The following is a 14,381-nucleotide window of genomic DNA, read 5'->3' as shown; positions in this document are numbered from 1 at the left end:
AAAAGGAGTGAGGAAAATATATTAACCCAGAGATAACTCTGTCTTTACTTTTAGTCATAACTAGCTGTGGTAAACACTGATGCTATAAAACCTTTGCTTCAGCTTGCCATTAATTAATATGGAATCAAATCATCAATTAAAGCTAAATCGTCGCCAGTTTTTTCTCCGTTCGGCGATGACAGCAGGCGGTATTATCACCACAAATTTAGTAGCAAAATCACAAGTTTTTGCCCAAGCGCCTGGAATTATCACCTCTGATACAATGCGCCCTGCCATACCTTACGGCGTGGCTACTGGTGATATCACAAATAATAGTGTGGTCATTTGGAGTAAGAGCGATCGCCCAGCCAAAATGATCGTAGAATATTCCACTAGTGAAACCTTTAGTAATGTGCAACGCATTTTAGGGCCTAACGCCTTAGAAAATAGCGACTTTACAGCCAGAATTAATCTGAGAAACCTACCCCCAAATCAACAAATTTTTTATCGGGTGCTTTTCCAGGATTTAGATAATCAAAACACCCGCAGCGCCCCTGTGAATGGGACTTTCCGCACTCCCCCTACCTTCGGACGAGACATATTATTTGTTTGGGGTGGGGATACTGCTGGTCAAGGGTGGGGTATTAATCCCGATTTTGGTGGGATGAAAATTTATGAAACCATGCGCCAATTAAACCCCGATTTTTTCATTCATTCTGGCGATAATATTTACGCTGACGGCCCAATTCAATCACAAGTATCCTTGGGTGATGGGAATATATGGCGCAATATTACTACAGAAGAAAAATCCAAAGTAGCGGAAACCCTCAAAGAATTTCGTGGTAACTATATCTACAACTTACTAGATGAAAATGTACGACGGTTTAACGCTGAAGTCCCCATGTTGGCACAATGGGACGACCACGAAGTTACAAATAATTGGTATCCTGGCGAAATTCTCAACGATAGTCGCTATACAGTCAAGGATGTTAATCTGCTGGCCCAAAGGGGAAGACAAGCCTTTTTGGAATATATGCCTATCGAATATGCAACCAATAACACAGACCAAGCTAGGATTTATCGCTCCTTTAATTATGGCCCAGCACTAGACATTTTCATGCTGGATGAGCGCACCTACCGGGGTCGCAACACTCCCAACCGTCAGCCAACAGCCAGCAAAGATACGCAAATGTTAGGTGTTACACAAGTGCAATGGCTGAAAAGGCAACTGCTAACATCAAAATCTACATGGAAAGTGATTGCTAGTGATATGCCTTTGGGGCTGATAGTTCGAGATGGTAGCACTGATTTTGAGGCTTGGGCTAATGGAGATGGCCCTGCATTAGGTAGAGAATTAGAACTGGCAGACTTACTCCGATTTATCAAAAACAGAAATATCAAAAATGTTGTGTGGCTAACTGCTGATGTACATTATGCAGCCGCCCACTATTACGACCCGAACAAAGCCCAGTTTCAAGACTTCAAGCCTTTCTGGGAGTTTGTCGCCGGGCCTCTCAATGCGGGTACATTCGGCCCCAACCAATTAGAAAATACCTTTGGGCCACAATTGGTATTCCAAAGCCTTCCTCCAGGTACAAGAGCAAATCGACCTCCCAGTGAAGGCTTACAATTCTTTGGCGCAGTCAAAATTAATGCTTTATCGAAGGTGATGACTGTCTCACTACGTAACTTAGCAGGAGACATCGTTTACAGTGTAGATTTGCCACCAGAAGCATAAACATAGGACTCATACTTGATTTTTGAAATACACGTAGGGGAGCCACTGCGTTGGTGAAGCAGTACGGTCTTGGGGTTTCCCCAAGTGGAGTAACTGCTGAAAGGGTTTCCCGGCTTGGAGCAAGTGGCGTTGGGCATTGCCCACCGGCTCATGGTTTTGGTGAGCAATGCCCACCCTACAGATACTGAGAATTTTATGCGTAAGCGCAGGCTACGCCAACAGAAATCAAATCGGATTCCTATATAAGTTCGTAGTAAGTACTTTAGTCCTGATTTTTTCATTACTGAAGTGCTTACTAAAAACCCGAATCATAACTACTTCTCAAGAAGGATGTTTAGATTATGGATGTCGAAAAACTTTGCTTAATAAAAATATATATACATTAACCTTATAGACTTCAGAAGAAATTTCAATTGTTGCCTCTAATCAATCATCTCAATTATGTTTCACACTAGATAAAAGATAATAAAAAACTTTTGGAATAGGCAGCTATATTATGAGTCTGATTGACGGCATCCTCTTAACTTTAGTAAATGCTATTGTCTGTCTTGCACTGCCAAGGCTTTTATCTGTAATTTTGGCAAGCAAAAAACCTCAAAATAATTTACCCAAACAATCTCCTATAGAGTTAGAAGATTCTCATTCCAATATTTCCAGCTACGTAGATGTGACTCCTTAGTCAATATGGGGAGTAGTGGGAGAGGATAATAGCTTACTTTTTGTTTTGTCGCCGCCATTTTTCTCTGACTAAGCGAATTTCTTCAAAAGTATAGCTTTCACCTAACTGTTCTTTAATGGGTGTTAAAGCTATATCGCCAAGCACTTCTAGCACTTGCCAAATTTTCTGTTGATGTTCTAAAGGAACGAGTTGGTTTAAATCGACTGGCTGATTTTTCTCAATCAGTTTACCTAAATGGGTGGAAATTGTTGCTGGGCTGAGTTTGCGTTTGCGGGCTATTTCGGCAATACTCAAGCCTTGTTGATGTAATTGTAATGTCTGTATTTCGCTATCGGAAACTACACTGGCTGTAGGTGCAAGATTAACTGGTTTCTCTTGAGGATTTTTTTCTTGACGGTAGGCGCGAATTTCGGCAATGAATTTCTCACCATATTGGGCTAATTTGTGACTACCAACGCCAGAGAGTTTAGAGAATTCGAGTAAGTTTTGGGGTTGCACCTGTACCATTAATTTTAATGTGGAATCGTGGAAGACGACGTAAGGCGGTACAGACTGTTCATCAGCAAGTTGTTTACGTAGCGATCGCAATCTGTGTAATAATGCTTCTGCTTCTTCAAATTTGGGACTCTCCTGTATCAAACTCAGCTTTTGCGCCACAGGAACAGAAAGGAACACTTGGCGTTGTCGCTTCATCACTTCCCAACTGAGGGCGTTTAATTTTAAAACTGAGTAACCGTCGCTAGTTTGTTCCAGTAAACCTTGATGTAAAAGTGATCTTCCTAAAGTCCGCCACTCATCCACCGTTCTATCTTTGCCAATCCCATAGGTGGAAAGTTTATCGTGTTCATATTGAATAATTTTGTCTTTTTTTGCCCCTCGCAACACATCAATTATGTGTAGCATCCCAAACCTTTCTTTACAACGCGCTACGCAAGATAGGAACTTCATCGCTTCAATTGTCCAATCTTGCATCGGTTTGGGATAACGGCAATTATCACAGTTACCACAATTACCCGGAAACCTTTCACCAAAATAACCTAGTTGAATTGTCCGCCGACAGTCTGTCCCCTCAGCGTAATCTATCATCTGCCGCAGTTGTTGTTTGGCAATTAACTGTTCTTGAGGGTCTGTTTTTTGCTCAATACTCCATTCAATGGTTTTAATATCACCAAAACTAAAAAATATTGTACAGCGTGATGCTTCCCCATCTCTGCCAGCCCTACCTGATTCTTGATAGTAACTCTCTAAATTTCGCGGAATATCAAAATGTACAACCAACCGCACATCTGGCTTATTAATACCCATGCCAAAGGCGATTGTTGCCACCATTACCCGCACATCATCCCGAATAAACCGCGTTTGGTTTTTGCTACGCTCATCATCAGGTAATCCGGCATGATAAGACAAAGCCGAAATCTTATCTTTTTGCAGTTTAAATGTTAGTTCCTCAACCTTTTTTCGAGTTAAACAATAAATAATAGTTGAACCTTCATTATCTCGAATTAATTCTAATAATTCAGCGTAAGCTTGTTTACTTTTGGGGCGGACTTCATAATAAAGATTTTGGCGATTAAAACTGGCAAGGTGAATACTTGGTTGCTTTAATCCCAGTTGTTGGATGATATCAGCACGCACGCGGTCTGTGGCTGTGGCGGTAAGGGCAAGGACGGGAACATTGGGGTAACGCTTGCGTAGGGATTTTAACTGGCGATATTCTGGACGGAAATCATGCCCCCACTCAGACACACAATGGGCTTCATCAATTGCAAAGATAGATATCCCCACTTTTTCTTTGACCAAATCGAGAAATGGCAGAAATCTTTCACTGAGGAGACGTTCTGGGGCGACGTAAAGTAATCTTACCTTACCATTGAGAATTGCTTCCTCACGCGATCGCACCTGATACGCATTCAAACTACTATTGAGGAAGGTGGCAGAGATATTATTATTACGTAGTGCTTCCACTTGGTCTTGCATCAAAGCAATCAACGGTGATACCACCACAGTTAAACCCTGCTTCATTAGTGCAGGTAACTGAAAGCACAACGACTTTCCTCCACCCGTAGGCATCACTACCATTAAATCTCGATTTTGCAGCGCATCTTCAATTATTTGCCGTTGTCCGGGACGAAAGTTATCGTAACCGAAGTGATATTTTAGCGCCTGTTCGAGATTGGGATACTGAAGCATAGCGATCGCTTTTTTGATTGCGTTCTGCGTGGGTGTTTACTGAGGATAACAAGATTTTAACAATGGCGAATGAATCAATTCAAAATTAAAAATAGCCTACGGCAAAGCTACGCCAACAAAATTCGCGCATTAAAGACAGCCCAAGGGGGAGCCTGGCGAACCCGTAAGGGAGGTTTTAAATTAGTGGTGAGTACCCTGCGGGAAGGCTACGCCAACAATCTGACACTAACTGTCTTTAATTTTGAATTTTGAATTTTGAATTTTGAATTGGAGCGTAAAGCCTGCGGCATAGCTTCTCCTGTCGGAGAGGCTGCGCCAACGCTCAACGCATAGCGTCTCGTAGAGAAGCGACTTGACTTCGTGCATTTTTGTATTATGCAACGCCAACAGTTTTATTAGCCCAGGCAATAAATCTATCTAGGGTATGTACTGCTAGGAGATTATGGTTAAAATTTACTTGTTGCCGTAACCATTTAATCGCCCCTTCCCTCATACCTTCACCACCAATCACCACAATTGTCGGTGCTGGATAATATTGTTGAATATTCAAATTTAAATAAGGAAATTTTTCATCAACGGAGCCACCACTTTCTTGCCATTTACACTCAATAATTAATTCTGATGGATTGAGAGGCAAGCCCACAACATAGAAATCAACTTTTAGTGATGTTTGATATACTCCATTACCAATATAAACTTGTTTAGCGTAGCGTTTTTTTAATAAACTAGCGTTGAGTAAATATTCTTTTGTGACATGAGTGCCGATTTGAAAGTACTCATAGGCAGTTAGTATTGCTTCTACATTAGTTTCTAAAATCCTGCCTGACTGATTCGCTTTTGCACCCGGAGTCATGTTTATCACCCATCATTTTGCATCAACCATGCTCATTTCAGGATTTCATGGAACCAGTCGCAAATGATCGATTACTTAATATGAATTTTCAATTGATATTTGATGAAGTTAATTTTTAGTGCAATTGTACTAAATAAATCATAGGATGATGTGATCAAAAATTAAGACTAAGAGCTAAAGAGAGAAGAATTGTAATGTTAGTTATGCAGTAGGATTTGCAGAAAATCTTGGTAATAACTTGTCTAACCAACCGATAAAATCTAATGATTTAGCCTGCTTGGACTTCAGTATTACCGTTGCGGATAGCCCACGCGGTATCTAGCAATTCAGTCCAGCGTTTTTGTAATTGCTTGGGGGTACATTTGAGGGTTTTAGCGATCGCCTGATCACTATGTCTAGCCAACTTTAATTGCAGAAGTTGTTGTTGTGGTAACGAGAGTGTACCCATTAAAGTGTTCCATTGCTGGGCAGATAAACCCAATTTCTGTTCTAAACCTGCGCCTAACCATTGGTGGACTAATTGCCATTGGTGTTGTTTAGCAAACTTCTGCACATGATATTTAAAACGCTGTTGTAGATAATCGCGTTGACGGCTGGTCAGTCCGAGAATTTGGTCAATTTCTGGTGCTGAGAGGTCTTGCAGCTTGAGTGTGAGGTAATCGATGCAGTCGGATTGACCTTGGGATTCTAGGTATTTAATTAATTCAGCAATGATGCGATCGCGTTCTGATTCTTCTGAAGGGTCAAAATTAGTTTGGGCAATCATCTGGGAGCGGATTTGTTGCACCGCCGAGTTACGCTGGTAAGATTCAGCTTCCTCACTTCTAGCAGATTCCACCGCCATTTCAATATCTACTGTTGTCTCTTGGGGCTGACGACGAGCAAAACCTTGGGCGCGTAAAATAACTAATTGTTGATTATTGCCACCGGGTAAATTAATTCGGCGCTTGGCATACTGTTCGGTAAACGCCATATATTCTGCTAGTTGCAGTTGAGTGCGTGGCGTGTAATCTTCAGCCAGTTCATTTTCCCGACGAAAAGCTTTGATCGCTTCAATGTAAAATGCTTGGAGAAAATCTTCAATTAAACTGTAACGTCCATCAAACCCTAAATCTGAACCGGCGATCGTCACATGACGGTAAACCATAGCGCCTAGACTACTATGTAATTCTACCCGTCCTCGTTGAGAACCTAATTGATAGTAATGTAGGCATTTTTGCAAACGATGACGAGCCAGAGTTAATTGCCAAGAGTGAACTTCACCAGATGTTTGAATGCGAGAGCTTTTATCGCATATCCGGTTTACTTCCTTGGCCATACGTTGAACTACGGCTTGTACACACTTTGAGGATGCTTTGACTTGAGCCTGCATTTCTTGGGATAAAAACTGCATCAAAGCATCTGTAGCCGGTAATTCCTCAGTGACGATGTTGCCAACAAAAGCAGATGTAGAGATTGGTAGATTTGCAAGGTTTACTTTCATGTATTTTCCTGGGTTTGGTCTTGCACCTTAAGTAGAATGCACAAACAGTACCTGAAAACAGGCTTTACTGGAGAATCTTTGACCATTCATCCATCAAGACCTAATACAAGCACCGCTCATATATTAAGACTGTACGCAATTGAAAAAAGTTACAGAGAAGGTCGTGTGTCGCTTTTTTCACTCGCAACCAGATCGAGGTTAACACACCCATATTCGCTTTGCCTGCCAAATTGCTAAAAACCTTAATGTATCTAGAAATACTTCTATTTCATCAGATCCACTAGCAGAACTCTAAGTTATGACGCTCACGAAACTGGAGGCATTTTGCTGGGCTATTCCGCAACTGACAAGAAAGGCGGTGAAGTTCTTTGTTTATACCCACGCTGTTACCGCTTCCCAGCCTAATCCTTGTCTCGTAATCATTGGCTCATCTCCCGTCAAATCAACAATTGTAGACACATCGTAAGTTGGTTCCTGTCCAGTGTCTACAATCACATCAACTAATTTATCCACGCGGTCAAATAGCTCTACCATTGAGGTAATCGATTCTGAAATTATCCCGACTTTCCCGTTACCTGCCTCATCTGGCGGGATGTGTGCTGAAGTGGAAATAATCGGATTCCCCAAGGCTTCAAGTAAGGCTAAACATACAGTATGATTTGGTACGCGAATTCCAGTAGTTTTACGCTTGGGACTTTGGACTAATCTTGGTACTAACTTAGTTGCAGGTAACAAAAATGTGTAAGTTCCTGGTATTAGTCGCTTCATAATTCGATAAGCTGTATCACTGACAAAGGCATAAGTAGCTACATTAGACAGTGAAGGACATAGAAATGTCAGTGGTTTATCGTTTGCTAATTGCTTGATTTGCCGCACTCTTTCCACCGCAGACTTGACATTTAAATCACAACCGATCGCATAAACCGTATCAGTTGGATAAAGCATCACCGCGCCACTGGAAAGCGCTGACCTTATTTCCTCTATTCTGCGACTCTGGGGATTATCAGGATGGACAGCGATAATTTTTGCCATAAAAGTTTGGGTTACTGAATGTTGAAGATTGGGGACTAGGGACTTAGGGGAGGAATCTTTCAGTAAGTTTTCCGCCTGTTTCTGATCTATCGACATTTATGTAAAATTAAGCGTTGCACATATTTACATAAAGAAGCAATTGCTTAAACTGTAGATACATATTTTTACGGGCAAATCACGAGAGTTCGTACTTAACAATGCGTAATACTTAGTTATCAGTGTTAATTACGAATTAGAAATTAAAAATTACGAATTATCTTTATGAACAAAATTGCTTACCTTCAATGTCCGACAGGCATTTCTGGTGATATGTGCCTGGGAACCTTAGTTAGCCTGGGTGTTCCGGTTGCATATCTAACAGAAAAACTCAATAACTTGGGTATTGCTGAGGAATATAAGTTAAGGGCGGAAAAGGTGCAACGGAATGGTCAGGAGGCAACCAAGGTTCATGTAGATTTACTTGATCATCATCACCATGACCACGAACATCATCACCACGGACGACACTTGCCAGAAATTGAGCAAATGATTTTGCAAGCAGGTTTACCACCAAGGGCTGAGGCTTGGAGTTTGGCTGTATTTCGGCAATTAGCGGTAGCTGAAGGGTCTGTGCATGGGATTGCTCCGGAAAAGGTTCATTTTCATGAAGTAGGTGCGGTGGATGCGATTGTAGACATCGTTGGTACTTGCTTGGGTTTAGATTGGTTGGGTATTGCTAGTGATAACGCAGGATTCCCACTGCTTTATTGTTCAGCCTTTCCCACTGGTGGGGGAACTGTACGCGCGGCCCACGGACAAATGGCAGTACCAGTACCAGCAGTTTTGAAGTTATGGGAAATGCGGGGTTGTCCAGTTTATAGCAACGGTATTGACCGGGAATTGGTGACACCAACAGGAGCAGCGATCGCCACGACCCTAGTCAAAGAATTTGGAGCGCCGCCACCCATGACCATCAAACAGGTAGGATTGGGAGCAGGCACGATTAATCTACCTATACCTAATATACTACGGCTCTGGCTGGGCGAAAGTGCTAATTTACAGGCAAATATCACGGATTCTGCTGCTAATAGCCCAACCCTAGAGACAATCTCTGTACTGGAAACTCAAATTGATGATTTAAATCCACAAGCGATCGGTTATGTCTTTGAACAATTGTTCGCCGTTGGTGCGCTTGATGTCTTCACTCAACCGATAGGCATGAAAAAATCCCGTCCAGGGATTCTACTAACTGTGATTTGTCATCCAGAAACTCTAAATGATTGTGAAGCAGTGCTATTTTGCGAAACTACCACTTTGGGAATCCGCCGGACTACCCAGCAACGCGCCGTCTTACAACGGGAATTTAAACCAATACAAACGAAATATGGCACAGTGCGAATTAAAATAGCATGGCACGGACAATCACCGGAAAAAGTGATCACCAACGTCCAGCCAGAATATGAAGACTGTGCAGAATTAGCCCGCAAACACAAAATTCCCTGGCGGGAAATTCAGCAACTGGCGTTACAGGGTTGGTATGAATCAATTCAAAATTCAAAATAAAAACTCCATCCCTTTGTGGGTGGAGTTTTGTCAGTAGTCAGTGGTCAGTAGTTAGTGGCAAAGATATGTAAAAACCACTCCACTTGCTGGTTGAGGTATTAGACCAGATTCTCTCAACAACTGACAACTGACACGCAAAGCAAAATGAATTAATCGTTTCCAGTGGTTTGCTTTCCTTTTTTGACCAAATCCTCACCAGCATTCTGGGTATTATCTTTGATATTTTCTAGACCGCGCTGAGTCCCTTTAACAACGCCTTCCCGTACTTCTTCAGCAGAACTACCGATGTCCTCGCCCAAGTTCTTCACTCTTTCTCCAAAAGGTGTGCCTTGGCGATAATTGCGAGCATATTGCTCTGTGCTGTCAATGCCTTTTTCATCAACGTTTCTCTTAGCATTGTCTCGCAGAGCTTTAGCTTTAGTTTCGGCTGTTTTTTCCCCAAATTCGCCTCTGGGATCTACGTCGCTAAAGTTATTCATTCCGCCCTTGGGAGCGTTGAGCGGATATTCTTTTGTGGGGTCGTATCTTTCGATATAAGCTGATTCAGCCTTTTGCTGTGGTGGCTGTGTGGCAATTCCTTTAGAGGAACAAGATTGGGTAAACAATAGGAAAAATCCTAATACAAAAACTGTGGCAATTTTCAGAGGACGAATATTCTTCAGCCAATTAATGACTTTTTTCATAATGCGACTCCTTGTTTTTTGTGACTCAATTAAACTTTGAATGGCGGAAAAAATTCCTATCTACCAACAGCAGGATTTTTTTGTAATTCAGGTCTAGAACTGGCTTCATCTGCCTTATCTTGGATAAATTTAGAAGCCTCTTGTACTGATTCTTTAACAGTTTCCAGTCGCTCTTGAATGCGAGTTCCTACATTTGGCTCATTCTGAATCAAGCCACCTGGTTCAGGGTGCTGGAAGTCTTCTTCTCGAATGATTGGCAGTTCCGCCTCTTTTTTGACTCTACCTGCTGGTGTTTCAGCACCAGGGTAAAGTAGTTCTGATTCTCTATTAGCAGCAATCAGTAGTTGTGAACTAATTGGTAAATTAGCTTGATCACGTCTTTTTTTAGTTTCTGGGTTAGTGATATTAGGATCCGTGGAGAATCTAGAATTGACGTATTTATCTCCACCATTTTTATAAGGATTATTCGCACCACCAGCTTGTACAGCAGGGTTCTGAGGATTTGCCCCTTGAGGATTACCTTGGCTACAAGCAGTACTAATTATTAACAATATACCAGCCAAAAATACAGTTAAAATCTGGCGTAGTCGCAGCCTTTCCCATACATTCATTAAACTGTTCACTAGTTCCTCCTTTGATCAATCACGAAATTTATCGCTTAACATTTTTTGCAGCAAGCGAAAATTTTGTTGTTTTTCGAGTTGACTAATCATTTAACCAACAGTTATCAATGTTAGAGATTTAAAAACATATTTCCATCTAGCGTAAGTCACATTAATTTGAGCGATAATGTGTCATATTTATCTAACTACAGAGAGATAGGGCTTAACATATCGCAATATTATTGCTCCTATTGAAATTTCTGTAACTTGATTAGTCAATTAAATATTCTAGATATTTATTTCAATCTTAAGTAAGATATTAAATTCTAGTTTTTATTATGTTTAATCATTAGCTAATCCATAAAAATATACTTAATTAAACTAATCTAGAATAATAAATATCTGATATGAATACTCATAAAAAAACCATATTTTACTTTGGGAGGAAATTTGCCATAATAATGATGGCTTGTAGCTGATTTAGCATAAAATCTGAAATATTCAGATTTGGGTGTTTTCGCTGTCCAATGAAGATAAAATTGAAGCAAATTTTACGTTGGGTAATTTTAGGCGCAACGCTGATTTTTTTAGCCAAAGCCCTCAAGGATAACTGGTTAGAAGTGACAGCTATCCGCATTAATGAAGTTGGTTGGGCAATTTTAGCGATCGCCACAGGTATCACTTTACTAGCCCATACTTGGGGTGGTTGGATCTGGACTTGGATTTTGCAAGACTTAAATCAATCAGTACCAACTACTGAGTTGATACAGGTGTATCTCAAAACCAATATTGCCAAGTATTTACCAGGTAATGTTTGGCATCATTATCGGCGAATTATGGCGTTGAAAAACGCCAACGTTACCACTGGTGCAGCTACTCTAAGTGTGTTGTTGGAACCTTTACTCATGGCTGCTGCGGCTTTAATAATTGTAGTCATGTTTGGCAGCCGATTCGCAGTTAGTAGTAATAGCTTAATACTACGGATTTTACAGTTATTGAGTTTAATAATAATACTAGCTGGGGTACATCCCCGATTTTTGAATCCAGTTATCAGCTTGTTGTACAAATTGAAAGCCAAAAAATCAGATACCCAACCAACTGCGGCTTTTAGTATTGAACGCTATCCCTTACGACCATTATTAGGTGAGTTGGGATTTTTGGTGATACGCGGGATAGGATTTATCCTGACCCTGTTTGCTTTGATGCCCTTGAATATGAGTCAAATTCCCCTTTTATTGGGTGCTTTTAGTTTTGCTTGGTTGTTAGGGTTTGTCGTTCCGGGTGCGCCTGGGGGTTTGGGTGTATTTGAAGCAACAGCGATCGCCCTTTTGCAAAACCGCTTTCCCTCGGCGGCGGTGATTAGTGCGATCGCTTTATATCGTCTGATTAGTATTATTGCGGAAACTGCTGGTGCTGTTTTGGCTTCCCTGGATGAAAATCTTGCTAAGTCCTAAATTTTACCAATAGAAATTAGCAAATATAATTTATGGGACTTACCCATGAAAACGAAAAATCAAGGGTTTGGAGAAGGTGTCGGGGTATAAATGTTGAAAACCCTTACACCCCTATATCCAGCCTCAACAAACAATCCGAGTAGGTAAGTCCTAATTTAATCAGGTATATTTGCGTCTGCTTTCACTTGGGAAAATACACGATAAGTATCCAAATTTGTGTGCGAATTACCAGACGCTTCATCTTCTACCATCTTCAGCAAGTTATACTCTACGTTTTCTGCATAAATTGCGAAGGTAATATTATAAAACTCAATGAACTGAATTAGCCATTTACATTCCTCCTCTGATTTATCTTTATAAAAATTAATTAAATCTGCAATCCGGCTCTCTAAATGGCTACGGGTGCTTTTACAAATACAGATAATCTTCAGGAGAATAACTACTAAAGTTAAAGGATGTCCATGAGAAAGTAATAAAGTAAATAACTCCGAAGGCTCCTGGCGATTTTCTGTAGTCAGAAAATCAATTAATCGATTACAAACCCTTAACAATAAATCTTTACTTAAAGTTACCTCATCTTTCTCTACCTTCCATAGGGACAGTTTTTCTGTCAAAATTTGACTGATAATTTCTGCGATCGCTTGATTGCCCACAGAAAAAAACAAATATTTATGGATACTTTGTTTAAACTGCTTCAGCGTTTGATTTTCAGTTTGCTTGAGGAATATATGGGCAATGTTCTCATAGCTGAATTTTCCTTTTTTCACTACAATCATTTTGATGAGACGCAAAACCTCATCCCCAAAAATGCTAGGGTTATGATAGCGTGTTGGACTAGAAGCAGTAGACTGAGAACGAGCAATATACATTGCTAGCTCAAACTTATACTTGTCCTTCATTTGCCTGGAGAGTTTGCTTGCTGCCTCTTGTTGTTCCTGAGGTTTATCAGGATCTACTGATTGGGCAACTAAGAGATAATTAGCATAGCGATCGCTCCAGTGCGTTTGACTTTTACTAGTATTTGTATAATTAAACTTTTTGAGTTCTTGATAATCTTGACTATGAGCAAAGTTCTCCAGCCATAGCTGATATGTAATTAGTTCTGGGCAACTATATATTAGTAAGTTATTTACTGGTAATTCAGTAAATAAACTAATTAATTCATGAATATACTTATGTTTCCTTTTAGCCGCCCAATTATTAATTAAAATGTAGCAAGAGCGTTTGAGCGTGTAACGAAACTCTTCTTCATTATCAAACATAATCATCTTCTGGATAACTGGCACAGCAGAAAAATTACCAGACTCCAAACAATGAATGAATAACTGTTTAAATTCCTTTAAAGCCTCCTCTGGGGGATATATATTTACAAGTTGTATTAAGAAGTTATAAAGACTTTCTTGTAAAGCTTGTAAACTCGGCTCTAGAGAATTTGGCTTAACAGTATGTTGATTTCCTAAAATACTAGGCAAACTATTGGTGGTCATGGAATTTATCAAGACCAAATATTTTTTCAACTTTATTATTAATAGCTTACCCTTGATACCCCCTAGTATCAATCAAGCTATCTTAATTTTTTTACAGAGTTTTAGTAAATTTACGGTGTAGCTTATCAACTGTTCAATTTTCCTCGGTCAATACCTAGTGGTAATCACTGTTAATAAATAATACTTAAAATTGCTGTTGTATGAATTATCACATTCAAAGTAGAGGCTGTTAGAAGTTGCACCATCTATGTATATATTTAGATATCATGAAGTTGTCGAGAAACTTGTATTATGTCTATTCAAGTCTACGGAATACCAAATTGTGGCACTTGTAAGAAAACTTTTAACTGGCTTCAAGCCCATAAGGTTGACTATGAATTTATTAATACCAAAGAAAATCCACCAACGCGTGAGCATATCCAAAACTGGGTAAAATCTTTAAGTTCTACACCAATGCGTAATACTTCCGGTCAATCCTACCGCGCTTTGGGTGAAGAAAAAAAGAACTGGACTGATGAACAATGGATTGAAGAATTTGCTAAAGATGCCATGCTACTTAAACGTCCTCTGTTCGTTAAGGATGGGATAGCCGTAGCGGTAGGTTTTAGGGATGAGAAAATAATTCGGGAAAAATTAGGATTTTAATAAAGTAAGCCATT

Annotated in this window: 14 protein-coding genes; 6 read left to right on the top strand and 8 right to left on the bottom strand. The window is 40.2% G+C overall.

What is annotated here, in order from left to right; translation table 11 throughout:
* Positions 1 to 118 precede the first annotated feature (118 nt).
* Entirely contained in the window at positions 119 to 1,717 is a 1,599-nt protein-coding gene (locus ACN222_RS01040) for an alkaline phosphatase D family protein (RefSeq protein ID WP_010994384.1), read from the top strand.
* A 9-nt stretch (positions 1,718 to 1,726) separates the two neighbouring features.
* Here the strand turns inward: ACN222_RS01040 and ACN222_RS01035 are convergent, their stop codons facing one another.
* On the bottom strand, positions 1,727 to 1,891 hold the full coding sequence (locus ACN222_RS01035) for a hypothetical protein (protein ID WP_158303707.1): 165 nt from the start codon (positions 1,889 to 1,891) through the stop codon (positions 1,727 to 1,729).
* A 322-nt stretch (positions 1,892 to 2,213) separates the two neighbouring features.
* Between ACN222_RS01035 and ACN222_RS01030 the strand changes: the two genes are divergently transcribed.
* Positions 2,214 to 2,396 carry a hypothetical protein gene (locus tag ACN222_RS01030; protein ID WP_010994383.1) on the top strand — a complete coding sequence of 61 codons (183 nt, stop codon included), beginning with the start codon at positions 2,214 to 2,216 and terminating at the stop codon, positions 2,394 to 2,396.
* A 33-nt stretch (positions 2,397 to 2,429) separates the two neighbouring features.
* Here ACN222_RS01030 and recQ read toward each other — a convergent pair whose 3' ends face one another.
* Positions 2,430 to 4,586 (bottom strand): DNA helicase RecQ, encoded by a 2,157-nt coding sequence (gene recQ, locus ACN222_RS01025; protein WP_010994382.1) that lies wholly within the window; start codon positions 4,584 to 4,586, stop codon positions 2,430 to 2,432.
* Positions 4,587 to 4,655: 69 nt separating this feature from the next.
* Here recQ and ACN222_RS01020 point away from each other — a divergent pair, with 69 nt between their 5' ends.
* Complete coding sequence (locus tag ACN222_RS01020; protein WP_010994381.1) at positions 4,656 to 4,838, top strand: hypothetical protein; 183 nt, start codon at positions 4,656 to 4,658, stop codon at positions 4,836 to 4,838.
* Positions 4,839 to 4,959: 121 nt separating this feature from the next.
* Here ACN222_RS01020 and ACN222_RS01015 read toward each other — a convergent pair whose 3' ends face one another.
* The 3 genes from ACN222_RS01015 to ACN222_RS01005 form a co-directional block, all read right to left on the bottom strand.
* Positions 4,960 to 5,439: a PD-(D/E)XK nuclease superfamily protein gene (locus tag ACN222_RS01015; RefSeq protein ID WP_044520524.1), complete on the bottom strand. Its 480-nt coding sequence runs from the start codon at positions 5,437 to 5,439 to the stop codon at positions 4,960 to 4,962.
* Between the two features lie 268 nt (positions 5,440 to 5,707).
* Positions 5,708 to 6,922 (bottom strand): HetZ-related protein, encoded by a 1,215-nt coding sequence (locus ACN222_RS01010; RefSeq protein ID WP_010994379.1) that lies wholly within the window; start codon positions 6,920 to 6,922, stop codon positions 5,708 to 5,710.
* 372 nt (positions 6,923 to 7,294) lie between these two features.
* Entirely contained in the window at positions 7,295 to 7,954 is a 660-nt protein-coding gene (locus ACN222_RS01005; RefSeq protein ID WP_010994378.1) for an L-threonylcarbamoyladenylate synthase, read from the bottom strand.
* Positions 7,955 to 8,215: 261 nt separating this feature from the next.
* On the opposite strand from ACN222_RS01005, the gene larC reads away from it, so the two are divergent.
* A complete protein-coding gene (gene larC, locus ACN222_RS01000; RefSeq protein WP_010994377.1) occupies positions 8,216 to 9,496 on the top strand; it encodes a nickel pincer cofactor biosynthesis protein LarC in 1,281 nt (426 codons plus the stop codon).
* 149 nt (positions 9,497 to 9,645) lie between these two features.
* Here the strand turns inward: larC and ACN222_RS00995 are convergent, their stop codons facing one another.
* Together ACN222_RS00995 and ACN222_RS00990 are read right to left on the bottom strand one after the other, a co-directional pair.
* Positions 9,646 to 10,179: a hypothetical protein gene (locus ACN222_RS00995; protein ID WP_010994376.1), complete on the bottom strand. Its 534-nt coding sequence runs from the start codon at positions 10,177 to 10,179 to the stop codon at positions 9,646 to 9,648.
* Positions 10,180 to 10,235: 56 nt separating this feature from the next.
* On the bottom strand, positions 10,236 to 10,802 hold the full coding sequence (locus tag ACN222_RS00990) for a DUF6658 family protein (RefSeq protein ID WP_010994375.1): 567 nt from the start codon (positions 10,800 to 10,802) through the stop codon (positions 10,236 to 10,238).
* Positions 10,803 to 11,308: 506 nt separating this feature from the next.
* Here ACN222_RS00990 and ACN222_RS00985 point away from each other — a divergent pair.
* Complete coding sequence (locus tag ACN222_RS00985; RefSeq protein WP_044520521.1) at positions 11,309 to 12,235, top strand: lysylphosphatidylglycerol synthase transmembrane domain-containing protein; 927 nt, start codon at positions 11,309 to 11,311, stop codon at positions 12,233 to 12,235.
* A 155-nt stretch (positions 12,236 to 12,390) separates the two neighbouring features.
* Here the strand turns inward: ACN222_RS00985 and ACN222_RS00980 are convergent, their stop codons facing one another.
* On the bottom strand, positions 12,391 to 13,722 hold the full coding sequence (locus ACN222_RS00980) for a hypothetical protein (RefSeq protein WP_010994373.1): 1,332 nt from the start codon (positions 13,720 to 13,722) through the stop codon (positions 12,391 to 12,393).
* A 291-nt stretch (positions 13,723 to 14,013) separates the two neighbouring features.
* On the opposite strand from ACN222_RS00980, the gene ACN222_RS00975 reads away from it, so the two are divergent.
* Positions 14,014 to 14,367 (top strand): Spx/MgsR family RNA polymerase-binding regulatory protein, encoded by a 354-nt coding sequence (locus ACN222_RS00975; protein ID WP_010994372.1) that lies wholly within the window; start codon positions 14,014 to 14,016, stop codon positions 14,365 to 14,367.
* Positions 14,368 to 14,381 lie beyond the last annotated feature (14 nt).

The sequence above is a fragment of the Anabaena sp. FACHB-595 genome, assembly GCF_048568275.1.
GTDB lineage: Bacteria > Cyanobacteriota > Cyanobacteriia > Cyanobacteriales > Nostocaceae > Trichormus.
This window is presented reverse-complemented; position numbering and strand designations above follow the sequence as displayed.